Raw genomic sequence first — 23,872 nt, 5'->3', positions numbered from 1 at the left:
TGAGCCGCAACATCGTCCTCGAGGCACTCCTGCGCGTCACCGCCTGGGGCATCGAAACCCGCTTCCAGCAACTCACCGGAAAGAAGAAGTAACAGCCGCACCGGCCGAGTTGGCGTCAGGGCCCGGCGCCGGACGATTCGGCTGCCGGCGAAGCGTCCCACCCTTACGGTGCTGCCATGACCGAACCGAAGGCCCGTTGGTGGGACGCCCTGCTGCTGCTCGCCCTGATCTGGGGCAGCAGCTTCCTCTTCGTCAAGGTCGCGGTCCGGGTGATGCCACCCGGCTACGTGGCGCTGGCGCGGATGGCGGTCGGCGCCGTGACGCTGCTGCTCGTCCTGGCCGCGACCGGGCAGCGGCTGCCGCGCAGCCGGGCGGTCTGGGGCCACTCGGCGGTGACCGCCCTGCTGGTGAACGTCGCCCCCTTCACCCTGTTCTCCTGGGGAGAGCAGCACGTCTCCTCGGTGCTGGCCGGGATCTTCAACGCCACCACCCCGGTGCTGGCGATGCTGGTGGCCGCGGTCCTGCTGCCGGACGAGCGCCCGGACCGCCGGCGCCTGGTGGGCCTGCCGATCGGCTTCGCCGGGGTCCTGGTGGTGCTCGGGGTCTGGCGCGGCACCGACGGGCAGAGCCTGGCCGGCCAGCTGGCCTGTCTGGCCGCGGCCGCCTGCTACGCGCTCGGCTTCCCGTACGCCAAGCGGACCCTGGCCGGGCGTCCCGAGTCCACGGTGGCGCTGTCGGCGGTCCAGGTCGTCCTGGGGACGGCCGAGGGGGCGGTGGTGGCGCCACTGCTCTCGGGCGGACTGCCGACCGACCTCGGCCGCTGGTGCACGCTGCCCGTGATCGGCTCGGTGCTCGCGCTCGGCGCGCTGTGCACCGGGGTCGCGTACCCGCTGAACTACCGGGTCATCCGCCGGGCCGGCGCGGTGGCGGCCACCATGGTGTCGTACCTGATGCCGCTGGTCGCGGTGGTGGCGGGGGTGCTGCTGCTCGACGAGCGGGTGACCTGGAACCAGCCGGTGGGAGCGCTGGTGGTACTGCTCGGGGTGGCCGTCGCGCAGGGCGTGCTGCGGCGCGGCGGGGCGAAGCGGACGCCGGTGGGTGCGGCGCCGACGGGTCCGGTGCCGGGGGAGCCGGGGACGGCGGATCCGGTGGGTGAGGAGGTACCGGGGCGGTCATCCGCCTGACAGGACGGTGAACGCCGGGTACCGTGCGCAGCGGGCCTGGGAGGGGAGTCCGAGGGCCGGGGGAGCGGCGGGCCGGGCGTGACGTGGTTGATCACTCACCTGGGCGCGCCTACCCGGCAATCGTCCGCCGTTGCTTCCAAGCTGGTACCGCACGAGGCCCGGAACGGGCCCGCCACACCGACCAGGGAGCAGATGTGACGCCGTCCCCGTCCGACGAGACCGGAGCCCCTCCGGGCGACCGAGGTACGGGGATCCCAGCCGCCCGTCCGCTCCGGATCGAGGTCTTCACAGGACCGGAGAGCGGATTCTTCGCCACCTCCACCCTGATCATGGGCGAGCAGACCGCGATCCTGGTCGACGCCCAGCTCACCCGCAGCGCCGGCCGCGAACTCGCCGAGTGGGTCGCGGGCAAGCAGCGCCAGCTGCTGGCCGTCGTGATCACGCATCAGCACCCCGACCACTACTTCGGCGTCGAGGAGGTGCTGAAGCTCTTCCCCAAGGCCCAGTTGCTGGCCGCCCCGCCGGTGGTGGAGGCGATCGCCAGGACCGCCGCCGCCAAGGTCGCCCAGTGGAAGCCGGTGTACGGCGACGACATCCCCGACCACCCGCTGCTGCCCGCGCCGCTGCTGCCACAGCCGCTGATGATCGACCGGCAGCTGATCCGGGTCCTGCACCTCGGCCAGGGCGACTGCGCGGACTCCACCCTCGTCTACATCCCCAGCGCCCGGACGGTCGTCGCGGGCGACTTCGCCTACCACGGCACCCATGTCTGGACGGCCGACACCGACGAGGGCGGGCGCCTGGACTGGGCCCACAACCTGGCCCGGATCGCCGACCTGGACGTCGACCGGGTGATCGCCGGGCACCGCGCACCGGGGTACGACGACGACGCGATCCGCGTCCTCGCCTTCACCGGCGAGTACCTGCAGGACTTCGACCGCGCCCTGGCCGAGCACCCCGGCGACCCCGAGGCCCTCGCCGCCGCGGTCAACGAGCGCTACGGCGGACTGACCCTCCCGGTGATCCTGGAGCTCGGCGCGGCCGCCAACACGGCCCGCCTCGCCGCCGCCCCGGCGGAGACCGGTGAGCCGGTCGGGACCGTCGGGCCGGACGAGCCCCACGACGAGAGCGGGATCGTCGAGGCCGAGATCGTCGACGAGCCCTGAGCCCCGCCGTGCGGGGCTGTTCCGTGCGGGGCTCTTTCGTGCTGGGCCCCTTCGTGCGGGGCCACCGGGGTCTTCCCGGGTGGAGCGCTTCCGCGCGGCCGCCGTCGGCGGATACTGGCGGCATGACGGCGTACGACGCGATGGTGCTGGCCGGGGGCGCCGCCCGCAGGTTCGGCGGGGCGGACAAGCCCGCCCTGGAGGTCGGCGGACGGCCCCTGCTCGACCGGGTGCTCGCCGCCTGTGCGGACGCCGGTACGACGGTGGTGGTCGGCCCGCCCAGGGACACCGCGCGCGACGGGGTGACCTGGACCCGTGAGCAGCCGCCCGGCGGCGGCCCCGTCGCGGCCGTCGCCGCCGGGCTCGGGCGGATCACCGCCGACCGCGTCCTGCTGCTCGCCGCCGACCTGCCCTTCCTCGACCGGCCGACGGTCGGGCGGCTGCTCGCGGTGCTGGACGAGACCGGGAGCGAGGGCGCCCTGCTGGTCGACGCGGCGGGCCGGGACCAGCCGCTGGCCGCCGCCTACCGCACCGCCGCGCTGCGGCGCGCGCTCGCGGCCCTCGGCGAGCCGGACGGGCTGCCGCTGCGCCGCCTGCTCGCCCCGCTGGACCTCGTACGGCTGGCCGATCCGCAGGGCGTGGCGTACGACTGCGACACCTGGGAGGAGCTCGCGCAGGCCCGGGAACGGGAGCGTGTCGAGCGGCGCACGGACCGCTAGGGACCACCTGGGGGCTGCGGGGGCGGCGGACGGGCGGGGACCTGCTCACCGGGTGCCGGCGGTGCCGGTGAGCGAAACGACTCGCGCTGCTGACCGGCTGGGGGTCCCGGGGGCCGCCGGATCGTGCAGCATGGGCCCTATGGAGCGCACGCTGGATGACTGGATCGCCGAGGTCAGCACCGAGCTGGGGATCGACCTGGAGGTGGATGTACGGGGCCTGCTGGACCTCGCCCGGGTGGTCGCGCACGGGGTGGACCGTCCGGCGGCCCCGCTGACCACCTTCCTGATCGGCTACGCCGCCGCGCGGAGGGGCGGCGGGCCGGAAGCGGTCGCCGAGGCCGGCGCCCGTACCGCTGCGCTGGCCGAACGGTGGGCCGCGGCGGCCACCGAGGCCGGCGGTGGTGCCGGTGCCGGTGGCGGGGGCGAGCCGGGGACGGGGACGGCGTGAGCGCGCTGACCGACGTGCCCGAGGCGGCCGGTGGCGCACGGACGGGTGGCGGAGCCGGCACCGGTGCCGCCGCTGCGCCGCTCTGCCACGGCGGTTGGCCGCAGGCCCGCCGCGCTGCCCGGCTGGCGGCCCGCAGGCCGCTGCCCGAGATGACCGTCGGACTGGCCGAGGCCCTCGGCTGCACACTGGCGGTGCCGCTGGCCGCACTCACCGACCTGCCCGCCTTCGACACCTCGGCCATGGACGGCTGGGCGGTCGCCGGTCCCGGCCCCTGGCACACCTCGGGCCGGATCCTGGCGGGCGACCCGGTCGACCCTCCGGACGGTCCGGGGACACCGGCGGATCCCGGTGGGCGGCCGACGTCCGACCGCGGGGAGGGCGGGCCCGCCGGGAGTTCTCGGACCGTGCTCGCCGACGGTATGGCCGTGGAGATCGCGACCGGGGCGCAGGTCCCGGCCGGGGCGACCGGTGTCCTGCGACGGGAGCACGGCCGGATCGACCGGGGGCTGCTGTACCCGCTGTACGACGTGGCGCCCGGGCAGGACGTCCGGCCACGCGGCCAGGAGTGCCGGCGGGGCGAGCCGTTGCTGTCCGCCGGTACGCCCGTCACTGCGGCGGTGCTCGGGCTGGCCGCCGCCTGCGGCCACGACCGGCTCGCGGTACACCGTCGTCCGACCGTCGAACTGCTGCTGCTCGGGGACGAGTTGCTCGACTCCGGGGTTCCGGAGGGCGGACTGGTCCGGGATGCGCTCGGCCCGCTGCTGCCGCCGTGGCTGGCGGCTTCGGGTGCGGAACTGGTCGACCGCCGCCGGGTCGGGGACGACTTCGCACTGCTCCGGGACGCCATACGGTTCTCACCCGCCGACGTCGTGATCACCACGGGCGGCACCGCGGCGGGGCCGGTCGACTTCCTGCACGACGCACTGACGGCGGTCGGGGCCCGGCTGCTGGTCGACGGTGTCGCGGTCCGCCCCGGGCACCCGATGCTGCTGGCCGAACTCCCCGGTGGGCGCCGCCTGGTGGGCCTGCCCGGCAATCCGCTCGCCGCCGTCGCGGGGACGGTCACGCTCGCGCTCCCGCTGCTGCACGCGCTCTCCGGGCGGCGCGCGGAGGCACCCCAACTGGCCGTTGCTGCCAGGGAGTTCCCTGGGCACCCCGGTGACACCAGGCTACTGCCGGTGGTCCGGACCGAGCAGGGCGTCGTGCCGTTGGTCTTCGACGGGCCCGCGATGCTCCGGGGGCTGGCCCTGGCCGAGGCGCTCGCGGTGGTCCCGCCGGGCGGGGTGCGGCCGGGCGGCCGGGTGGAGCTGCTGCCGGCACCGTAGGCGCCCGGCCCCCGGAGGCCCCCGCGGTCAGCCGGCGGCGGCGCGCCGGATGGTGATGATGCGGTCGGTGAGGTGCAGGGTGGCGGCCTCGGGGTCGGTGTAGTTGAGGACTCGGCGGCCTCGGACCACGGCGAGGACCAGGTCGGCGCAGTCCCGGGGGCTGTGGCCGGCCTCCGCCCGGGTGACGGGGCGCTCGACCAGATCGAGGCCGGTGCCGTAGGTCAGCAGGTCCTCCATGACCGCCCCGGCGTGCGGGCTGAGCATCGACAGGCCGAGCAGCCGTCCCGCCGAACTGGAGCCGGTGACCACCACGTCGGCACCGCTCTGCCGGAGCAGCGGGGCGTTCTCGTCCTCGCGGACCGCCGCGACCACGGTGGCGCCCTTGTTGAGTTGACGTGCAGTCAGGGTGACCAGTGCGGCCGTATCGTCGCGTTCGGGGGCCACCACCACCGTCGGGCGCAGCCGGAGCTGAACAGGCCGTTCTTCGCCCGGCCGACCGGGCCGCCGACCGGTACCGGGCACGGTGCCGACCCGTGACCGCCGCCGGTATCCGGCGTCCGGTCTCACCTACTGTGGGCAGGAGTCGATCCCGGGTGACGGGGAGGGTGGCGCGGCGGCGCCCGGGACGGGACGGGAGTGGTGTGGCCGGTCTCCGCCGGAGCTCGTCCGTCGTCCACACCGCTTCGCTGTCTGCGGCTACCGAACGACCAGGGGAAAGCATGGAACCCAGGCAGCTGCGGTACTTCGTCGTCGTGGCGGAGGAGTTCGCCTCCAGCCGCTCTCGATGAGCGCCGGGGTGACCGGCTTCCGCTCGGTCGCGGGTTCGGCCTCCGGGCTGATGGGAGCGTTCCAGCCGTCCGCCGCCTCGCCGGGCATCTTCCTCTCCAGCCGGCTGCCGGAGGGCGACCTGGTGGGTCTCGGCCGGTTCGTCACGGCCGCGGTGTTGCTGGGCATCACCGCCTTCGCCTGCTTCCTGCGGCCGGCGTGCACCGCACGCCACCAGCAGGTCGTCCGGGGAAACCGCTGATCTTCGCGGTGTCTCGCAGTAGCGTCGTGGTCATGTATGCGATCACGATTCCTGAGCCCGGCGGACCGGAAGCACTGACCTGGGCGGAGGTGCCGGACCCGGTACCCGCAGCCGGGGAGGTACTGGTCGAGGTGACGGCCACCGCCGTCAACCGGGCCGATCTGTTGCAGCGCCAGGGCTTCTACAACCCGCCCGAGGGCGCGTCGCCGTACCCCGGTCTCGAGTGCGCGGGACGGATCGTCGCGCTCGGTGCGGGCGTGGCCGGCTGGGCGGTCGGGGACGAGGTGTGCGCCCTGCTCAGCGGGGGCGGTTACGCCGAACGGGTGGCGGTGCCGGTCGGGCAGCTGCTGCCGCTGCCGAAGGGGCTCGGTCCGACGGACGCCGCCGCGCTGCCCGAGGTGGTCGCCACGGTCTGGTCGAACCTGTTCATGGTGGCCCACCTGCGTCCGGCCGAGACGGTGCTGCTGCACGGCGGTGCGAGCGGGATCGGCACGATGGCGATCCAGCTCGCCAAGGCGGTCGGCGCCCGGGTGCTGGTCACCGCGGGGAGCCCCGAAAAGCTGGCCCGCTGCGCCGAGTTGGGCGCGGACGTCGGTATCGACTACCGGCAGCAGGATTTCGTGGCGGCGGTCCGCGAGGCCACCGGCGGTGCCGGGGTGGACGTGATCCTGGACATCATGGGTGCCAAGTACCTCCAGCGGAACGTGGACGCGCTGGCGACCAGCGGCCGCCTGGTGATCATCGGCCTCCAGGGCGGCACCAAGGGCGAGTTGGACCTCAACACGCTGCTGCGCAAGCGCGCTGCCGTGGCCGCCACCAACCTGCGCGGCCGGCCGATCGCGGAGAAGGCGGCGATCGTGGCGGCGGTCCGCGAGCACGTCTGGCCGCTGATCGAGGCCGGTGTGGTCAAGCCCGTGGTGGACCGGGTGCTGCCGCTGGCCGCGGCCGCCGACGCGCACCGGGTCGTCGAGGCGGGCGAGCAGGTCGGCAAGGTCGTCCTCAAGGTCTGAGCGACTGCGGCGGCCCCTGGAAACCGCCGACAAGGCCGGGGCCTGCGCCCCTGCACGCCCGCGCCTCCATGCGGAGCTCGAAGGCTGCGGTAACCGGCAGGGCGCCCCGCAGCCGAATGTCCGAAATGCCTGAGATGTCGGAATGTGTGAGGCTGGTCCGGAGCTGTCCCGCCGCCGGTCGCGTCCCGAGCGCGGCCGGCCGTCGGAAGGACCTCCGTCCGTGGCCGCACTTACGTACGCGTTCTCCACGCTCTGCGCCGCTCTGCCGTCCTGCTGTGCCGCACCGCGGCAGTGGGCGGCGGCTGCCGCCACCGGGCTGGCCGTTCCGCTGCTGCTGGCCGGTCCGGCCCTGGCAGTGGGCGGCGGAGCCGGTGTGCCCCATGCGGCGGGGTTGGCGGGGACGGCAGCGGTGCGGGCGGCGGCCCCGGTTCCGTCCGTCCAGAGCCCCCCGCAGCCGGTGGTGCCGACGGGGTTGGTGGTGGGCCCAGTGGCGCCGGTGCCGTCCGGGCCGCCTGCGGCGGGTGGGACGGGCGTCGCCGCGCCCCTCGTGTCCGAGACCCAGGCCGGTACCGTGTCGCTGCCGCCGTCCCCTGCGGGGAGCGCGCTCCCGGCGGCCGCCGACCAGGGCAGTGCCAGTGCCGCTACCGGTGCCGCTGCTGCGCCGGGCCAGTCGCCGCCGCCGCCGGCCCCCGCCTCCGCCTCCGCCTCACCCGGGCCCTCGGCCGGGTCCGCCCCCGCCGCCGCGCCCAGCCCGCCCGTGGCGGCCCCCACGGAGGATCCGGCGGCTGATCAGCCCGGTGAGTCGACTGCCTGGGCGCCCGAGGAGGACCCCGCCGACGACAGCGCCACCGGCTCGGGGCGCCAGAGGTGGGGTGCGTCCTGGGGGCGTTCCCACGGCGGTCCGCCGTGGGCGGCGCCGGCCCGCGGCTGGCCCTGGGGCGGCCCCCGGCACCCGGCCCCCGCCCACCGGCCCGGTGGATCGGGGGAGGCCGACGGTGAGGGTTCCGCCGGACCGGAGGTGTCGCCGGACGGACCGCAGGAGCCGGAGGCCGGCGAGGAGCCGCCGGAGGCCGGTGCGGGCGATCCGGTGCCGCTTGCGCAGGGCCGGGGCACCGGCGAGTTGGCCGGGCCGATCCGGTGGACGGACCCGTCCAACCTCCAGTTCCCGCTCGGAGCCGGGCTGACCATGATCGGCTGCGGTCTGGCGCTGATCGGGATGCGGCTGCGCGGTCGGTGAGCACGGGGCGGGCGTCCCACCGCCGCTGACATCTGGTCAGGTGGTCCGGTGGCCGGCCCGGGCGGGGCATCATGGTCAGTCAGTTGACCCTCTCGCTGCCCGAAGCATATGAAGGAGCTATGACGAAGCCGATGAACGAAGGGTCGCAGCCGGAGTCGTACCAGGCATCGGCCCAGGGAGCGGACGAGGGCCCGAAGGTCCTGATCGTCGGCCCGGACGGTATGCCCATCGGTGCGGTCCCCGGCGGCGGCACGGGCCGGTTTGGCGAGGGCGAGGGCGTCGAGCCCCGGGAGTTGCCGGTGACCGAGATGGTCGAGCAGCCGGCCAAGGTCATGCGCATCGGCAGCATGATCAAGCAGCTGCTGGAGGAGGTCAGGGCGGCTCCGCTGGACGAGGCCAGCCGGGCCCGGCTGAAGGACATCCACGCCAGCTCGATCAAGGAACTGGAACTGGGCCTGGCTCCCGAACTGGTCGAGGAGCTGGAGCGGCTCTCGCTGCCCTTCACCGAGGACTCCATCCCCACCGAGGCCGAGCTGCGGATCGCCCAGGCCCAGCTGGTGGGCTGGCTGGAGGGGCTGTTCCACGGGATCCAGACCGCGCTGTTCGCCCAGCAGATGGCCGCGCGGGCGCAGCTGGAGCAGATGCGGCGGGCGCTGCCGCCGGGCAGCCACGGCGCCGAGCCGGACGACGAGGAGCCCGTGCCCGGACGCGGTATCCGCTCGGGCCCGTACCTGTAGACCGCCCGTACCTGTAGACCGTCGGTACCTGTAGACCGTCGGTACCTGTAGAAACGCCGTTCCGCGGGCCGCCGGGCGTTGCCCGGCGGTGGCGGACCGGGCGGCGGCGCCCCTGTACCCGGTTGTGTGGTGGTTTGCCGATACCCTGGCCCGTGTCGTCGGCCCCGGCCGCCGACCCGGGCCGGAGGCCGAGCGGGCCGCGGACGCCGTGCGTGCGTGCGGTACGGCCCCCCAGTCGGGCCTCGCGCCCGGACGAGACGATGCGGCTGCGGACCGACGCGCCGAGGGGGAGCAGATGACCATGAGCGAGGACGGCACCGCTTCGGGCGCGCCTGCAGCGGGTTCCTCCCTGGGCCACGGCCGGTACGTGCTGCGGAGCCTGCTCGGGCAGGGCGGTATGGCGTCGGTGCACCTGGCGCACGACACGGTGCTGGACCGCCAGGTCGCGGTGAAGACGCTGCACACCGAGCTCGGTCGCGAGGACTCCTTCAAGCTGCGGTTCCGCCGTGAGGCGCAGGCGGTCGCCAGGCTCCAGCACATCAACATCGTCTCGGTCTTCGACAGTGGCGAGGACGTCGGCCCGGACGGCTCGGTGACCCCGTACATCGTCATGGAGTACGTCGAGGGCAAGGCGCTGCGCGACGTGCTCAACGAGTCGATCGCGCAGCACGGCGCGATGCCGGTCGAGCAGGCGCTGAAGCTGACCGCCGCCGTGCTGTCGGCGCTGGAGGCCTCGCACGACCAGGGGCTGGTGCACCGCGACATCAAGCCGGGCAACGTCATGGTGAGCACCAAGGGCGTCGTCAAGGTGATGGACTTCGGCATCGCGCGGGCGCTGCAGTCCGACGTGACCTCGATGACCCAGACCGGCATGGTGGTCGGCACCCCGCAGTACCTCTCGCCCGAGCAGGCGCTCGGCAAGAGCGTGGACGCGCGGTCCGACCTGTACTCGGTGGGCTGCATGCTCTTCGAGCTGCTCACCGGCAGCCTGCCGTTCGACGGGGACACCGCCTTCTCGATCGCGTACAAGCACGTCCAGGAGGAGCCCCCGGCGCCGTCCACGCTGAACCGGGCGGTGTCGCCCGCGGTGGACGAGCTGGTGGCCAGAGCGCTGCGCAAGGAGGCGGACCACCGGTTCCCGAGCGCGGACGCGATGCGCACGGAGGTCGAGCGGATCGCGTCGGGGTCGCAGGGCGGTGGCGGCCCGCTGCAGGCGAGCACCCCGCTGGTGATCGGCGAGGGGCCGCGCTCGGTGCACGCCGCGCCGTCGCTGGCCAACTTCCCGCAGGTGCAGCCGCAGCCGTACCCGCAGCACCCCTCCTTCCCGCAGCCGCAGCAGTCGCAGCAGCAACCGCCTCAGTACCAGCAGACGCCGCCGACCCCGCAGCCGTTCCCGCAGGTGCCGCCGCACCTCCAGCAGCAGCCGGCGTACCCGCAGACCCCGACCCCGTTCCCGCCGCAGTACGGGACGCCGACGCCGTTCCCGCAGCAGGCGCCGACCCCGCAGCCGTTCCCGCAGCAGGCGGCGCACACCCCGCCGCCGTACGCGACGCCGCGGCCGCAGCCGCAGCCGTTCGCGCCGAACCCGGCGAACAAGAGCGGCAACGGGTGCGGGACGGCGATGGTGGTGATCGGTGTGATCATCGGCTTGATCGTGCTGGCGGTGATCATCGTCGGCATCGTGGTGGTCAAGCAGGAGAAGAAGAAGCTGGAGCCGTACAGCACTAACACGGGCTCCGGGTCGCTGTCCGCGGTCGTACTCGATCAAGGTCGTAACGGCATGGTCTGAACCGCTTTGCCAGGTCTGCGGTTCCACGGTCGGCGCGCCGAAGCTGTAGCGTTCTGAGGACGTAACCGAAGGGCGACCGCGCACCGAGCGACAGCCCGGGGCGAGGAGTGATGGCACAGACACAGCAGCCGGGAGACGGCGAGGCGGAGCATGCTCAGGGTGCCGGTGGCCAGGGCTCCGGGGACGACAGTACCCGCGAGACGCCCCAGGTGCCGGGTCGCGACACGGGCCCCGCAGCGGACGAAACGCCCGTGCTGCCACCGGTCGATCAGGTGTTCACCCCGAGCCGCGGCACCGCGGCCCCGCTCGGCACCCTCGGCGACGGCCGCTACCGCGTCACCCACCGGCTCGGCCGGGGCGGGATGGCGGAGGTCTACGCCGCCCAGGACGTCCGGCTCGGCCGGACGGTCGCGGTCAAGCTGCTCCGCTCCGAGCTGGCCCAGGACGATGTGGCCCGGCTGCGCTTCACCCGTGAGGCGCACGCGGTGGCGGCACTCAACCATCACTCGATCGTCTCGGTGTACGACACCGGCGAAGAGGAACTCGCGGGGGACTCGACCCCGTACATCGTGATGGAGCTGGTCGAGGGCCACACCGTCCGTGAGCTGCTGATGGACGAGGACGTCCCGCCGGTCGACCAGGCGCTGATCATCACCGCCGGGGTCCTGGAGGCGCTCGCCTACAGCCACCGCAACGGCATCGTGCACCGCGACATCAAGCCCGCCAACGTCATCATCACCAACGGTGGCGCGGTCAAGGTGATGGACTTCGGCATCGCCCGCGCGCTGACCGGCGGCGCCACCACCATGACCCAGACCGGCATGGTGATGGGCACCCCGCAGTACCTCTCGCCGGAGCAGGCACTGGGCAAGGCGGTCGACCACCGCTCGGACCTGTACGCGGCCGGCTGCATGCTCTTCGAACTGCTGACGCTGCGGCCGCCGTTCACCGGCGACACCCCGCTCTCGGTGGTCTACCAGCACGTCCAGGACATGCCGGTGCCGCCTTCGCAGGCCAACAACCGGGTGCCCGCCCAGCTCGACGAGCTGGTGCTGCGCTCGCTGGCCAAGGACCCGGACGACCGCTTCCAGAGTGCGGACGAGTTCCGGGCCCATGTGCAGCACGCCCTGCGGGAGATGCACAGCGCGGCCGGTTCCGGATACGTGACGGGCGCGACCACTGTCGCCCCGGCGGCCTCCGGCGGCGGGTACTACGGCGCCGGGTCGAGCGGTGCGACCGCCGCCACCAAGCCGCTGGGCTCGGTCGACGGTCCGCGCGGTGCGGGCGCGGCCGGCGTGCCGATCGACCAGACGGCGATGCTGCCCTACCCGGCCGCCGGCCAGCACGACGGGCCGTTGAGCCCCTACACCGCCGGTTCGTACGGCGGCGGCCACGGCGGCGGTTACGACGACGGTGGCTACGACGACGGTGGCAACGGGCGCGGGCGCAGCCCGTGGCCAGTGATCGGCGGGATCGTGCTGCTGCTGGTGGTGGCCGCGATCGGTGCCGCCATGGCGCTGACCCCCGGCAAGACGACGCACGACTACTCGCCGAAGCCCGGGACGGTGCAGAGCCCGTCGGCGCCGTCGGCCGGGACGCCCGACTCGTCGTCCCCGCTGCCCTCGCCGAGCCGCAGCTACGGCGGCAGCACCAACCCGAACCGGAACACGCCGCCACCGGACACGCAGGACAGCCCGCCGACTTACCCGTCGCCGGGTCACTCGACCGGGGCTTCGACCTCGCCGTCGCCGTCGGCCTCGGCTTCGGCCCCGGTCAGCCCGCCGCCCTCGGACTCGCCGACCGATCCGGCCCCCTCGCCCAGCAAGCCGACCACCGGCTCCAGCCCCTCCTCGGGCGTCACCGCGCCGCCCGACGGCGGCGGCAAGACCACCAAGGGCACGGGAGGCGGCACGACCCCCTGAGTTCCTTCGCAGGGGTAGCCCCGTAGGGGCGCGGGGAACCGCACGGAACGGAGGACGGCCGGGTCGAGCACGACCCGGAGCCCTCCGCTTCGCGCGCTTCCCCGCGCCCCTTTTTCCGTGCCTTCCAGGCTCCCCGCCGGGAGATTCGCCGCCCGGTCAGTTGGTGAAGGCGTCCAGGACCTGCTCGTACTCCTCGCACCACCAGGCGAGTTGCCCGGCCGAGGCGGGGAAGAGCGGGTCGGCGCGGCGGTCGCCGCGCTGGTAGTGCCACTGGAGCATCCAGAGGTCGTTGAGGCGTTCCCACCACACCCGGTGCACGGCGGCGGCCAGTTGGGCCGGGGTGGCGGCTCCGCAGGCCCGGTACGCCTGCGAGTAGCGGCGGACCCGGACCAGGTCCAGGACGCCGCTCTCCCGGTCGTTGAAGATCAGCGTGGCGGCCCGGACGGTCTCCTCCGCCTGCGGGCGGATGCCGAGCTTGTCCCAGTCCAGTACGGCCGTGAGCAGGTCGCCCCGGTAGAGCAGGTTGAGGCCGTGGAAGTCGCCGTGCGTCCAGCCGGTCGGCGGGGCGCTCTCGGCGGCGGGCCGCCGGTGCCGGTACGCCGCGAGCAGGTCGAGGCGTTCGGCCAGGCGCTGTTCGGCGAGCGCGTCGAAGGGCTCGTACGGTTCCCGCCGGGCGATCTGTCGGCGCAGCTCGCCGACCAGCCGGACGGTCTCCGCCGGGTCGGCGGTGGCATGGCCGCCGGGCTGCCGTACGGGGGCGCAGACTTCGCCGAGTGCGCCGTGGATCAGCCCGAGCAGCGCGCCGAGTTCGGCGGACTGCGCGGGTGCCAGTTCGGTGCCGTGCCGGTGGCCGCCCGCCACCCAGGGGTAGAGCGCGAACAGCCGGCCGCCGTACGCGGTCACGGTCCGGCCGCCGGGTGTCGGCAGCGGGGGCGGGGTGGGCAGTCCGAGGGCGTTCAGGTCGGTGGTGGCGCGGTGCTGGGCGGTGATCGCGGTGCGGGTGGCGGTGGCGCGGTCGACGTAGCACTTGAGGAAGTACCGGCCGGATTCGGTGGTGATCCGGTAGCCCCGGTTGAGCAGTCCCTCGGCCACCGGCCGTATCTCGCGGAGCCTGCCGACCCGGTAGGAACGCAGCACCCCGGTCACGGCTTCGTATCCGACCGGGGGGCTGAGGGTGCCGAAGGGGGGTGCGGTGTGGTCCGGACGAGGCGGTGCACACACGATGATCTGGCCTTGCGTTGTCACGGAACAGGAGCGTAATGCGCGCCTGCACAGGCCCTTGACAATGTGTCGGAGATGTGGTTAATGCTGATGATCGGCCTGATGGCGGGCCACGTAGGCGGCCGCCTGGGTGCGGCGCTCCATGCCCATCTTGGCCAGCAGGCTGGAAACGTAGTTCTTGACGGTCTTTTCGGCCAGGTGCAGTTCGTTGCCGATCTGACGGTTCGTCATGCCTTCGCCGATCAGGTCGAGGATCCGCCGCTCCTGCTTCGTCAACTGGGCGAGCCGTTCGTCCTCCTTCCCGCCGCCGTCGCGCAGCCGTTCCAGCACCCGGCTGGTGGCGATCGGGTCGAGCAGCGACTTCCCCGCCGCCACGTCGCGGACCGCCGAGAGCAGGTCGGTGCCCCGGATCGCCTTCAGTACGTACCCGGAGGCTCCCGCCATGATGGCGTCGAAGAGCGCCTCGTCGTCCGAGAAGGAGGTCAGCATCAGGCACTTGATCTCGGGGCGGCGCGAGCGGACCTCGCGGCAGACCTCGACGCCGTTGCCGTCCGGCAGCCGGACGTCGAGGATCGCGACGTCGGGGTCGACGGCCGGGATCCTGGTCAGCGCCTCGGCGGCGGTGCCGGCCTCGCCGACGACCTCGACGTCCTCGTCCATGGAGAGGAGATCGTGGACACCGCGCCGGACGACCTCATGATCATCTAGTAGGAAAACCTTGATTTGTCCGTTTCCAGTCACGGTCAAATGCTCCCATATCCGCCCTTAGAAGACCTATTGCCCGTGATGCCATCGACGCAGAATCCGTGCCGATTACCCCCTTACGCGAAGGGCTCCGCCCGGATAGCGTGCGCAGGTGTCCTGACGGCACCGCCCAGAGAGCTGCACCACACCTGCACTCTCCGGCGTGAACAAGTAGGACGTCCTAGCGCAAGCGCGCCAAGGGGCGCTGCTGGGTAACGTTCTCGTGAGGGACGCCGTCGGAAAGGGAACACCACCTGCCTTGCAGTCGGTGCGCACACCCACGCGTGCCTGCGAGGCGGTGACCGGACCGGTCACCGGCGACCCCGGGCGGCCGGACAGACCGAGGAGTGAACGTGACCGTCAAAAGCACGGCGAGGGCGCGCAAGAAGGCCGCCCCTGGCGTCCCTGACAACCTCCGCATCAAGGGGACGGACGCCCCGCCGGAGCTCGTACAGCTACTCACGCCCGAAGGGGAGCGGGTCGAGAACCCGGAGTTCCCGCTGGCGATCACCGCGGACGAACTCCGCTCCCTCTACCGCGACCTGGTGCTGGTCCGGCGCTTCGACGCCGAGGCCACCTCGCTCCAGCGGCAGGGCGAACTGGGTCTGTGGGCCTCGCTGCTCGGCCAGGAGGCCGCGCAGGTCGGCTCGGGCCGCGCGATGCGCCCCGGCGACTACGCCTTCCCGACCTACCGCGAGCACGGCGTCGCCTGGTGCCGCGACGTGGACCCGCTGAACCTGCTCGGCATGTTCCGCGGTGTGAACCACGGCGGTTGGGACCCGAACGAGAAGAACTTCCACCTCTACACCATCGTGATCGGTGCGCAGACCCTGCACGCCACCGGCTACGCGATGGGCATCACCAAGGACGGTGCCGACGACGCGGTGATCGCGTACTTCGGTGACGGCGCCTCCAGCCAGGGTGATGTCAGCGAGGCCTTCACCTTCGCCTCGGTCTACAACGCCCCGGTCGTCTTCTTCTGCCAGAACAACCAGTGGGCGATCTCCGAGCCCACCACCGTGCAGACCCGCATCCCGCTCTACCGCCGCGCCTCCGGCTTCGGCTTCCCCGGCGTCCGGGTGGACGGCAACGACGTGCTCGCCTGCCTCGCGGTCACCCGCTGGGCGCTGGACCACGCCCGCAACGGGGGCGGCCCGGTGCTGATCGAGGCGTTCACCTACCGGATGGGCGCGCACACCACCTCCGACGACCCGACCCGCTACCGGCTGAGCGAGGAGACCGAGGCCTGGAAGGCCAAGGACCCGATCACCCGGCTCAAGGCCCACCTGGAGCAGGAGGGCCTGGCGGACGAGGCGTTCTTCGCCGGGATCGAGGCGGAGAGCGAGGAGTTGGGCCTGCGGGTGCGCGAGGGCGTGCGCAGCATGCCGGACCCGGACCCGACTCTGATCTTCGACCACGTGTACGCCGAGCCGCACGCACTGGTCGAGGAAGAGCGAGCTGAGTACGAGGCGTACGCGGCGTCCTTCGAGGGCGGGGAGAACCACTGATGGCCGGTCAGCTGAGCATTGCCAAGGCGCTCAACGACGCCCTGCGCAAGTCGCTGGAGAACGACCCGAAGACCGTCCTGATGGGCGAGGACATCGGCAAGCTGGGCGGGGTCTTCCGGATCACCGACGGACTGCAGAAGGACTTCGGCGAGGACCGGGTGATGGACACCCCGCTCGCCGAGTCCGGCATCATGGGCACCGCGATCGGCCTGGCGCTCAGAGGCTACCGGCCGGTGGTGGAGATCCAGTTCGACGGCTTCGTCTACCCGGCCTTCGACCAGATCGTCTCCCAGCTGGCGAAGATGCACGCCCGCGCGCTCGGGCACGTGAAGATGCCGGTCACCGTCCGCATCCCGTACGCGGGCGGCATCGGCGCGGTCGAGCACCACAGCGAGTCGCACGAGGCCTACTTCGCGCACACCGCCGGTCTCCGGGTGGTCAGCCCCGCCAGCGCCCAGGACGCGCACTGGATGCTCCGCCAGGCCATCGAGTCGGACGACCCGGTGATCTTCCTGGAGCCCAAGCGCCGCTACTGGGACAAGGGCGAGGTCGCCGACTCGGCCGACCTGCCGCTGCACGCCGCCCGGGTGGTGCGTCCCGGCACGGACGCCACGCTGATCGCGTACGGCCCGATGGTGAAGGTCTGCCTGGAGGCCGCCGCGGCCGCCGAGGAGGACGGCCACCGCCTGGAGGTGGTCGACCTGCGCTCGCTCTCCCCGATCGACTTCGACACCCTGGAGGCGTCGCTCAAGCGCACCGGGCGCGGCATCGTGGTGCACGAGGCGCCGGTCTTCATGGGCATGGGCGCCGAGCTCGCCGCCCGCCTCACCGAGCGGTGCTTCTACCACCTGGAGGCCCCGGTCCTGCGGGTCGGCGGCTACCACGCGCCGTACCCGCCGTCGCGGGTCGAGGAGTCCTTCCTGCCCGACCTGGACCGCGTACTCGACGCCGTCGACCGCGCGCTGGCGTTCTGAGAGGGAGCGAGATGACCACCGAAGTTCGCTCGCTCCGCGAGTTCAAGATGCCGGACGTCGGCGAGGGCCTCACCGAGGCCGAGATCCTGACCTGGTACGTCAAGCCGGGTGACGAGGTGACGGACGGCCAGATCGTCTGCGAGGTGGAGACCGCGAAGGCGGCGGTCGAGCTGCCGATCCCGTTCAACGGGGTCGTCGAGCAGATCTTCTTCCCCGCCGGGACCACGGTGGACGTCGGTACGGCGATCATCTCCGTCGCGGTCGGCGCCAGCGCGGGTGACGCTCCGGCGGCTCCGGCAGCCTCGGCGCCCGCCGCCGCTGTCGCCGACGCCGAGGAGGCCGTGCCCGAGCGCCGCGAGGTGCTCGTCGGCTACGGGCCGCGCACCGGGGGGACGCAGCGCCGGGCCCGCCGGAGCACCGTCGTCGCCCCGGCCAAGTCGGCCGAGGCCCCGGCGCCTTCGGCTGCCGCGCCGCAGCCGGTCGCGGTCCCGGCCGCTCCGGTCGCCGCTGCGGCGGTGGGCGAGCGTCCGCTGGCCAAGCCGCCGGTGCGCAAGCTCGCCAAGGACCTCGGGATCGACCTGCGGACGGTCGTGGCGACCGGTCGCGACGGCGTGATCACCCGCGAGGACGTGCACGCCGCCGCCGCCGCTGCGGCGGCCGTGCCGGTCGAGGCGGTCGCTCCGGCCCCGGTCGCGCCGGTCGCCGAGGCCGCAGCGCAGCCGGCGCCGGCCGCGCGGGGCGACGTCCGGGTGCCGGTCAAGGGCGTCCGGAAGGCCACCGCGCAGGCGATGGTGGCCTCGGCCTTCACCGCGCCGCACGTCACGGAGTTCGTCCAGGTCGACGTGACCCGGACGATGAAGCTGGTCCGCAAGCTCAAGGAGAGCGGCGATCTGGGCGCGGGCGTCCGGGTCAGCCCGCTGCTGCTGGTCGCCAAGGCGCTGCTGACGGCGGTCCGGCGCTACCCGGAGATCAACGCCGCCTGGGACGAGTCTGCCCAGGAGATCGTGATCAAGGGACAGGTCAACCTCGGCATCGCGGCAGCCACGCCGCGCGGCCTGATCGTGCCCAACATCAAGGACGCCGGCTCCCAGACCCTGCCGCAACTGGCGGTCTCGCTGGGTGAGTTGATCGACACCGCACGTCAGGGCAAGACCTCGCCCGCGGACATGCAGGGCGGCACCATCACCATCACCAACGTCGGCGTCTTCGGCGTCGACACCGGCACCCCGATCCTCAACCCCGGCGAGGCCGCCATCCTGGCCTTCGGCGCGGTGCGGGAACTCCCGTGGGTCCACAAGGGCAAGGTGGTGCCCCGTCAGGTCACCACGCTGGCACTCTCCTTCGACCACCGCCTGGTCGACGGCGAGCTCGGTTCCAGGGTCCTGGCGGACGTCGCCGCGGTCCTGGAGCGCCCGAAGCGCCTGATCACCTGGGGCTGACGCCCCCGCGTGCCACGGGCCCTGCCTCTGCGGAGGCAGGGCCCGTCGGCGTCCCGGCGGGTGTGCCGGGGGCGTTGTGCGCGTGCCCGGCGGCCCCGGTGCGGCTCAGCGGTGCGCGGACCGGCGCCGCCGCAGGGTCATCACGGCGCCGCCGCCCAGCAGGGCGAACGCGCCCGCCGAGCCGGCCGGCAGGGCGCTGCCGCCCGAGGGCCCGCTCTGCGTGAGCCGGTCGCCGACCGGGACGGTGTCGGGCTTCGGATCGCCGCTCGGCGCCGGCGAGGTCAGCACGGCCGGGACGGCCGACGCCGCGTCGGCGGCGGAACCGGCGGCGGGGGCGGGGGAGTTGGCCGTTCCGGTGGCGGCCCCGCGGAGCACCTTGAGCGTGGTCGAGTTGCTCTTGCCGTCGAGGCCGAAGCCGCTGAAGACCTGGATCTCGGTCTGCTGCGCGGGAGTGTCGGCGGCGAGCGAGAGCCGGAACAGGTAGCGGTGGGCGTGCTGGTCCGTCAACGAGTCGGCCAGTGCGGAGGTGTCGGCGACGATCGTCGGGTCGCAGCTGTGGCGCAGCGGCAGGTCCAGCCACCGGCCGCCCTTCATGACCGCTACCTTCAGGTCCTGGATCCGCAGGTTGGTCCCGGGGGTGCCGGAGTCGGAGTTGGACCTCGGGTTGTAGAGCGCGAAGGACGGCGCGATCTTGGCGTAGTCGGCACCGGTGAAGTTGGCCATCTCGACGCCGAGTTCGACCGGCGCGCCCCCGGCGGTCAGCGCGGCCGGAACCACCGGGATGAAGGCCGAGGCCGGGCTGCCGTGGTGGGTCTCCACCGGGGAAGGGGCAGTTGCGGACCCGGCGCCGGTCGAGGCGCCGTCGTCGCCGCACGCCCAGGCGGCGGAGGCACCCGGAAGCAGGGGGACGGCAGCGCCGACGGTGAGGGCGGCGACGCCGAGGGCGAGGGACCTGCGGGTGGAGAACGAGGACAGGACGTTCTTCGCAAAACCTGGCACAGCGGATACTCGCATGATGGGTTCCCCAAGGACCTGTTGCGGACTGCGTGTTGGAAGAAGTCGGCCGGTAGCTGCATCCCCCGGCGGCTCGCCGGTCCCGCTCTCCGTGCCTTCGCACACACAGACACGTCCGCCGACGGACGACTGCAGCAGTGGTGAAGATATTTCCGGAGTGTCGCAAAGGGTCTTCCAGAATACTGCTCGAATGGCAGAGCATCGCGTTGAAATGCAGCAGCAGCAGCGGGCGGAACGGAACACCGAGGCGCCCGAGGTGCCCGGCGAACGGCGCTCGCTGCGCAGGGACGTCTCGATACCCGCCCTGCTGGCCGGGCTGGTCTGCATCGTGGTGTCGTTCTCGGGCCCGCTGGTGGTCGTCCTGGCGGCGGCCGCCGCCGGACAGCTGGACCAGGCGCACACGGCCTCCTGGATCTGGGCGGTCTCCATCGGCAGCGGGCTCACCTGCCTGCTGCTGAGCTGGTGGACCAGGACACCGGTGATCGCCGCCTGGTCCACGCCCGGTGCGGCGCTGCTGGTGACCAGCCTGGGCGCGTTCCCGTACCGCGAGGCGATCGGGGCGTTCCTGGTGAGCGGCGTGGCGGTCACGGTGTTCGGGATGACCGGACTGTTCGGGCGGCTGATCAAGGCCGTGCCGCCCGGGATCGTCAACGCGATGCTGGCCGGAATCCTGTTCTCGTTCGGCGCCGGGGTGTTCGGCTCCCTGCACCAGGCACCCGTCCTGGTCCTCGGCAGCTTCGCGGCCTTCCTGCTGGCCAAGCGGTACGCACCCCGGTACGCGGTGCCGGTGGCACTGCTGGCGGGCGGGATCCTGGCGGCAACCACCGTCGGACTGCCGCTGCACCTGGGGAGCGGCGGCCCGGTCCGCCCGGTCCTGACCGCACCCGCCTTCTCCTGGCCCGCCACGGTCGGCCTGGCACTGCCGCTCACCATCGTCGTCCTCGCCTCGCAGAACGCGCCGGGACTCGGCATCATGCGTGCCTCCGGCTACCGGCCCGACGACCGGCTGCTGATCGGCGCCACCGGCGCACTCTCCGTCCTGCTGGCGCCGTTCGGCTCGCCCGGGGTCAACCTGGCCGCCATCACCGCCGCCATCTGCACCAGCCCCGAGAGCCACCCCGACCCCGACCGCCGCTACATCGCCGGGATGTCGGCCGGTGCCCTCTACCTGCTGGTCGGCAGCTTCGGCGGAGTACTGGTCAGCCTGTTCACCGGACTGCCGCCGGCACTGATCGCGGTGATCGCCGGAGTCGCCCTGCTGGCGTCGTTCCAGGGCAGCCTGGCCGGCGCCCTCGCCGACGAGCCAGGCCGCGACGGCGCCGTGGTGACCTTCCTCGCCACCTCCTCCGGGATGACCCTCTTCGGCATCGGACCGGCCTTCTGGGGCCTGCTGCTGGGCATCGGCACCCACCTGCTGCTGCGCCGCCGCTGAAGGCCGGAGGCGTTTGCGGTCGTTTGCGGGCGCTCGTAGGCGGTCGTAGGCGGTCGGAGCCGAGATCTCCAGGGGCGTGGTGGACCGCGACCTGCTCGGGTGGCCGTGCTCCCGGGGGTTTAAGGCCCGTGCGGCAGATCCGCCTGCGGATTGCGCCGGATGCCCCGGCAGGGTGATCCGGTCCGGCGAAGTCGGGTCCCGCGAGGTCTGGCCCGCCCGACGGGCCGGGTACGTCTTGGCGCCCCCCCACCCGCGCTCCCGCCGGGTGACCGGAGTCCGGAGGACGCACCGTATGCCGAACGGTTGGTCTGGCCGAATCGTCCGGAGCGCAGCAGCGCTCAGTCTGCTGTCGGTCGCAGCTCTGCCGACCGCGCTGGAAATCGCATCCCCACCACCGTTCGGGACGATAGGCGCCCCGGCGCCGTCCCCGGACCGCGCCGTACCGCCGCACCGCCCGGCCGGGCCGGACCTGCGGACGCCGGAGCCCGCGCCGACGGTGGACATACGCCGCACCGGGGAGCCCGCCAACCGGATCACGCTGGTGCTGATAGGCGACGGCTACACCGCCGACCAGCAGGAGCTGTTCCAGGAGCAGGCCGACCGGGCCTGGCGCGCGCTGATGGAGATAGAGCCGTTCCGCAGCTACCAGAGCTACTTCAACATAAGGCGGGTCGACGTGGTCTCCCCGGTCGCGGGGATAGCCGAGACGGAGAACCACAGCCGCAGAGCGGCCACCCCGCTCGGTATGCACTTCTGGTGCGAGGGCACCGCCCGACTGCTCTGCGCGGACGAACCCACCACCGCCCGGTACGCGGGCAACGGCCAGGGACCGCAGTACCTGATAGCCCTGGCCAACTCCAGCGAGTACGGCGGCGCGGGCGGCACCGGAGTGACCACCCTCGCGGGCGGCAGCCCGGACGCCGGACGGATAATCCAGCACGAGATCGGCCACACCGTCGGTGACCTCGGCGACGAGTACGACACCGCCCCCGACGACGCCGACTACCCCAACCTCTCCACCGTGGACGCCGACGACATGGCCCGCACCCATGTGAAGTGGTGGCGCTGGCTCGGCGCCCTGTCCCCGGAGGGCGGCGGCCCCGTCGGGACGTACCGCAGCGCCAACGGCATCTACCGGCCGACCGCCGACTCGGTCATGCGGACCCTCGGCGGCAGCTACAACCTCCCCTCCCGGGAGGCGATCCTCGAACAGCTCTACCGCCGGATCGGGCCGATGGACCCGCCGGAGCCCGCCGCCGGTGCGGTGGCCGGGCGGCCCCGACTGCACATCCGTCCGCTGCCGTTGGCGGGGACCCGGCAGCTCCAGGTGCAGTGGCGGGTGGACGGCGTTCTCACCGCCCCCCAGGGCCCGGACCCGAACTGGCTGGACACCTCCACGCTGCCGGTCCGTCCGGGCAAGGACGTGAAGGTCACCGCGACCGTTCGGGACACCACCGACTGGGTGCGCGACGAGACCTTCCGCAGTCAGCACATGACCAAGACGGTGACCTGGACGCTCAAGGGCTGACGCGGGGCCGACCTGGGGCCCGCCCTAGGGAGACAAGGCTGCTTCGCGTCCCTACTCCAGGGCCTGCCAGATTGATCATCTGATGGGATGACTAGTCTGGTCGCCGTGCCCGTGGACTCCGATAACCCCGTCAGATCCCGCCCCGTCCCTGGTCCCCGACGTCCGCCGCAATCCGGGTCCGCCTCCTCGGGCCATGACCTCGTGCCGCCCGGTGGCCGAGCCGCCTGGACCGCCTGGTCGATCGGCGTCTGCGTCTACGTCCTCGCGGTGATCCACCGCACCAGCCTGGGGGTGGCCGGGCTGGACGCGGCGGCCCGGTTCGGTATCGGCGCCTCGGCGCTCTCCACCTTCGCCATCCTCCAGGTCATGGTCTACGCGGCCATGCAGGTACCGGTCGGCCTGCTGGTCGACCGGTTCGGGCCGCGCCGGGTGCTGCTGCTCGGCGTGCTGCTGCTGAGCTGCGGCCAGCTCGCCTTCGCCTTCAGCTCCTCCTTCGGGCCCGCGCTGGCCTCCCGGGCGGTGTTCGGCTGCGGTGACGCGATGACGTTCATCAGCGTGCTGCGGGTCGCCGCGCGCTGGTTCCCGGCGGCGAAGAACCCGCTGGTCGCCCAGCTCACCGGACTGGTCGGCACCGGCGGCAACCTGGTGACCACCGTCGTCCTCGCCCAGGCCCTGCGCAGCGAGGGCTGGACCTTCACCTTCGGCCTGATCGCGCTGCTCGGCGTCGGGGCGTTCGCGGCGGTCGCGCTGCTGCTCAAGGAGGCCCCGGCCGGCGTCGCCGTCGTACCGGTGGCCGGGCGGCGGCAGCCGGTACGCGAGCAGATCCGGCAGGCCTGGCGGGAGCCCGGCACCCGGCTCGGCATGTGGGTGCACTTCACCACCGCCTTCCCGGGCGCGGCCTTCGGCCTGCTCTGGGGAATGCCGTACCTGGTCGAGGGCCAGGGCATGAGCCGGGGCGAGGCCGGCGGACTGCTGACCCTGCTGGTCCTCAGCAACATGGCCTTCGCGCTGGCCTTCGGGCGCCTCGTCTCGCGCCGCCCCGGCATCCGGATCCCGGTCACCTTCACCGTCATCGGCAGCACGGCGGCCTGCTGGGCCGTGGTGCTCGCCTGGCCGGGCGGCCACCCGCCGCTCTGGCTGCTGGTGCTGCTGCTCGTCGTCATGGGCAGCAACGGCCCCGCCTCCCTGGTCGGCCTCGACTACGCCCGCGCCCACAATCCGCCCGAGCGCCTCGGCACCGCCTCGGGCATCGCCAACATGGGCGGCTTCATCGGCACGATGATCACCCTCTTCGGCATCGGCCTCCTGCTGGACTCCCTCTCCGGACCCGCCGGGCACACGGCCGAGACGTACCGGTGGGCCTTCTGCTGGCTGTACGTGCCGCTGGCGGTCGGGACGGGGATGATCATGCGGCTGAAGGGGAAGCTGGGGCGGACGAAGGGTTTCTGACC

21 protein-coding genes are annotated in these 23,872 nt (G+C 73.2%); 17 read left to right on the top strand and 4 right to left on the bottom strand.

Translation table 11 applies throughout. The features are described 5' to 3' along the window. Positions 1-176 precede the first annotated feature (176 nt). The 5 genes from UK12_RS20550 (at position 177) to UK12_RS20535 (ending at position 4,839) form a co-directional block, all read left to right on the top strand. Positions 177-1,184, top strand: a complete 1,008-nt coding sequence (locus UK12_RS20550; RefSeq protein WP_063838295.1) for a DMT family transporter — start codon at positions 177-179, stop codon at positions 1,182-1,184. 194 nt (positions 1,185-1,378) lie between these two features. Next, positions 1,379-2,350: an MBL fold metallo-hydrolase gene (locus tag UK12_RS20545; RefSeq protein ID WP_052682028.1), complete on the top strand. Its 972-nt coding sequence runs from the start codon at positions 1,379-1,381 to the stop codon at positions 2,348-2,350. A gap of 122 nt (positions 2,351-2,472) precedes the next feature. Further along, on the top strand, positions 2,473-3,066 hold the full coding sequence (gene mobA, locus UK12_RS36765; protein WP_052682027.1) for a molybdenum cofactor guanylyltransferase: 594 nt from the start codon (positions 2,473-2,475) through the stop codon (positions 3,064-3,066). 139 nt (positions 3,067-3,205) lie between these two features. After that, positions 3,206-3,514: a DUF6457 domain-containing protein gene (locus UK12_RS36760; RefSeq protein WP_197085028.1), complete on the top strand. Its 309-nt coding sequence runs from the start codon at positions 3,206-3,208 to the stop codon at positions 3,512-3,514. After that, on the top strand, positions 3,511-4,839 hold the full coding sequence (locus tag UK12_RS20535; protein ID WP_197085027.1) for a molybdopterin molybdotransferase MoeA: 1,329 nt from the start codon (positions 3,511-3,513) through the stop codon (positions 4,837-4,839). Before UK12_RS36760 ends, UK12_RS20535 begins: the two co-directional genes overlap by 4 nt. Before the next feature lie 27 nt (positions 4,840-4,866). On the opposite strand, the gene UK12_RS20530 is transcribed toward UK12_RS20535, so the two are convergent. Continuing rightward, positions 4,867-5,283 carry an NAD-binding protein gene (locus UK12_RS20530; RefSeq protein WP_231591305.1) on the bottom strand — a complete coding sequence of 139 codons (417 nt, stop codon included), beginning with the start codon at positions 5,281-5,283 and terminating at the stop codon, positions 4,867-4,869. A 340-nt stretch (positions 5,284-5,623) separates the two neighbouring features. Here UK12_RS20530 and UK12_RS20525 point away from each other — a divergent pair, with 340 nt between their 5' ends. The 6 genes from UK12_RS20525 to UK12_RS20500 all read left to right on the top strand — a co-directional run bounded on the left by UK12_RS20525 (position 5,624) and on the right by UK12_RS20500 (position 12,561). Beyond that, on the top strand, positions 5,624-5,866 hold the full coding sequence (locus UK12_RS20525; RefSeq protein ID WP_045304517.1) for a hypothetical protein: 243 nt from the start codon (positions 5,624-5,626) through the stop codon (positions 5,864-5,866). Positions 5,867-5,898: 32 nt separating this feature from the next. Next, positions 5,899-6,876, top strand: a complete 978-nt coding sequence (locus UK12_RS20520) for an NAD(P)H-quinone oxidoreductase (RefSeq protein WP_045304524.1) — start codon at positions 5,899-5,901, stop codon at positions 6,874-6,876. Between the two features lie 220 nt (positions 6,877-7,096). Continuing rightward, positions 7,097-8,113, top strand: coding sequence for a hypothetical protein (locus tag UK12_RS20515; protein ID WP_156178832.1), 1,017 nt, complete (start codon positions 7,097-7,099; stop codon positions 8,111-8,113). A gap of 119 nt (positions 8,114-8,232) precedes the next feature. Next, positions 8,233-8,850 carry a bacterial proteasome activator family protein gene (locus tag UK12_RS20510; protein ID WP_082119787.1) on the top strand — a complete coding sequence of 206 codons (618 nt, stop codon included), beginning with the start codon at positions 8,233-8,235 and terminating at the stop codon, positions 8,848-8,850. Positions 8,851-9,145: 295 nt separating this feature from the next. Then, entirely contained in the window at positions 9,146-10,639 is a 1,494-nt protein-coding gene (locus UK12_RS20505; protein ID WP_197085025.1) for a protein kinase domain-containing protein, read from the top strand. Between the two features lie 110 nt (positions 10,640-10,749). Then, positions 10,750-12,561 carry a protein kinase domain-containing protein gene (locus UK12_RS20500; RefSeq protein WP_082119785.1) on the top strand — a complete coding sequence of 604 codons (1,812 nt, stop codon included), beginning with the start codon at positions 10,750-10,752 and terminating at the stop codon, positions 12,559-12,561. A 156-nt stretch (positions 12,562-12,717) separates the two neighbouring features. Here the strand turns inward: UK12_RS20500 and UK12_RS20495 are convergent, their stop codons facing one another. Both UK12_RS20495 and UK12_RS20490 read right to left on the bottom strand, forming a co-directional pair. After that, positions 12,718-13,806, bottom strand: a complete 1,089-nt coding sequence (locus UK12_RS20495; RefSeq protein ID WP_156178831.1) for a phosphotransferase — start codon at positions 13,804-13,806, stop codon at positions 12,718-12,720. A gap of 57 nt (positions 13,807-13,863) precedes the next feature. Next, on the bottom strand, positions 13,864-14,505 hold the full coding sequence (locus UK12_RS20490) for a response regulator (RefSeq protein WP_197085030.1): 642 nt from the start codon (positions 14,503-14,505) through the stop codon (positions 13,864-13,866). A gap of 440 nt (positions 14,506-14,945) precedes the next feature. On the opposite strand from UK12_RS20490, the gene pdhA reads away from it, so the two are divergent. The 3 genes from pdhA to UK12_RS20475 are packed head-to-tail and all read left to right on the top strand — an operon-like array spanning position 14,946 to position 18,447. Continuing rightward, positions 14,946-16,034 carry a pyruvate dehydrogenase (acetyl-transferring) E1 component subunit alpha gene (pdhA, locus tag UK12_RS20485; protein ID WP_231591306.1) on the top strand — a complete coding sequence of 363 codons (1,089 nt, stop codon included), beginning with the start codon at positions 14,946-14,948 and terminating at the stop codon, positions 16,032-16,034. Continuing rightward, a complete protein-coding gene (locus tag UK12_RS20480) occupies positions 16,034-17,008 on the top strand; it encodes an alpha-ketoacid dehydrogenase subunit beta (RefSeq protein ID WP_045304512.1) in 975 nt (324 codons plus the stop codon). Before pdhA ends, UK12_RS20480 begins: the two co-directional genes overlap by 1 nt. Before the next feature lie 11 nt (positions 17,009-17,019). Beyond that, positions 17,020-18,447: a dihydrolipoamide acetyltransferase family protein gene (locus UK12_RS20475; RefSeq protein ID WP_045304511.1), complete on the top strand. Its 1,428-nt coding sequence runs from the start codon at positions 17,020-17,022 to the stop codon at positions 18,445-18,447. Positions 18,448-18,552: 105 nt separating this feature from the next. Here UK12_RS20475 and UK12_RS36755 read toward each other — a convergent pair whose 3' ends face one another. Next, positions 18,553-19,446 (bottom strand): hypothetical protein, encoded by an 894-nt coding sequence (locus tag UK12_RS36755; RefSeq protein WP_052682024.1) that lies wholly within the window; start codon positions 19,444-19,446, stop codon positions 18,553-18,555. A gap of 205 nt (positions 19,447-19,651) precedes the next feature. On the opposite strand from UK12_RS36755, the gene UK12_RS20465 reads away from it, so the two are divergent. From UK12_RS20465 to UK12_RS20455, 3 genes are all read left to right on the top strand, one after another. Then, a complete protein-coding gene (locus UK12_RS20465) occupies positions 19,652-20,893 on the top strand; it encodes a benzoate/H(+) symporter BenE family transporter (RefSeq protein WP_082119784.1) in 1,242 nt (413 codons plus the stop codon). Between the two features lie 496 nt (positions 20,894-21,389). Beyond that, positions 21,390-22,421, top strand: coding sequence for a M64 family metallopeptidase (locus tag UK12_RS20460; RefSeq protein ID WP_052682023.1), 1,032 nt, complete (start codon positions 21,390-21,392; stop codon positions 22,419-22,421). A gap of 201 nt (positions 22,422-22,622) precedes the next feature. Continuing rightward, positions 22,623-23,870: an MFS transporter gene (locus tag UK12_RS20455; protein WP_045304509.1), complete on the top strand. Its 1,248-nt coding sequence runs from the start codon at positions 22,623-22,625 to the stop codon at positions 23,868-23,870. The last annotated feature ends 2 nt before the right edge of the window (positions 23,871-23,872 follow it).

Origin of the sequence: Saccharothrix sp. ST-888 (assembly GCF_000955975.1) — a bacterium.
GTDB lineage: Bacteria > Actinomycetota > Actinomycetes > Streptomycetales > Streptomycetaceae > Kitasatospora.
The sequence above is the reverse complement of the archived record's forward strand: the minus strand, read 5'-3'. Positions and strand labels throughout refer to the sequence as shown.

Bases quoted from the DNA above. Each gene is read 5' to 3' on its own strand.
- UK12_RS20550 (WP_063838295.1), top strand. From the start codon at position 177: ATGACCGAACCGAAGGCCCGTTGGTGGGACGCCCTGCTGCTGCTCGCC.
- mobA (WP_052682027.1), top strand. From the start codon at position 2,473: ATGACGGCGTACGACGCGATGGTGCTGGCCGGGGGCGCCGCCCGCAGG.
- UK12_RS36760 (WP_197085028.1), top strand. From the start codon at position 3,206: ATGGAGCGCACGCTGGATGACTGGATCGCCGAGGTCAGCACCGAGCTG.
- UK12_RS20525 (WP_045304517.1), top strand. From the start codon at position 5,624: ATGAGCGCCGGGGTGACCGGCTTCCGCTCGGTCGCGGGTTCGGCCTCC.
- UK12_RS20520 (WP_045304524.1), top strand. From the start codon at position 5,899: ATGTATGCGATCACGATTCCTGAGCCCGGCGGACCGGAAGCACTGACC.
- UK12_RS20510 (WP_082119787.1), top strand. From the start codon at position 8,233: ATGACGAAGCCGATGAACGAAGGGTCGCAGCCGGAGTCGTACCAGGCA.
- UK12_RS20505 (WP_197085025.1), top strand. From the start codon at position 9,146: ATGACCATGAGCGAGGACGGCACCGCTTCGGGCGCGCCTGCAGCGGGT.
- UK12_RS20500 (WP_082119785.1), top strand. From the start codon at position 10,750: ATGGCACAGACACAGCAGCCGGGAGACGGCGAGGCGGAGCATGCTCAG.
- UK12_RS20480 (WP_045304512.1), top strand. From the start codon at position 16,034: ATGGCCGGTCAGCTGAGCATTGCCAAGGCGCTCAACGACGCCCTGCGC.
- UK12_RS20475 (WP_045304511.1), top strand. From the start codon at position 17,020: ATGACCACCGAAGTTCGCTCGCTCCGCGAGTTCAAGATGCCGGACGTC.
- UK12_RS20465 (WP_082119784.1), top strand. From the start codon at position 19,652: ATGGCAGAGCATCGCGTTGAAATGCAGCAGCAGCAGCGGGCGGAACGG.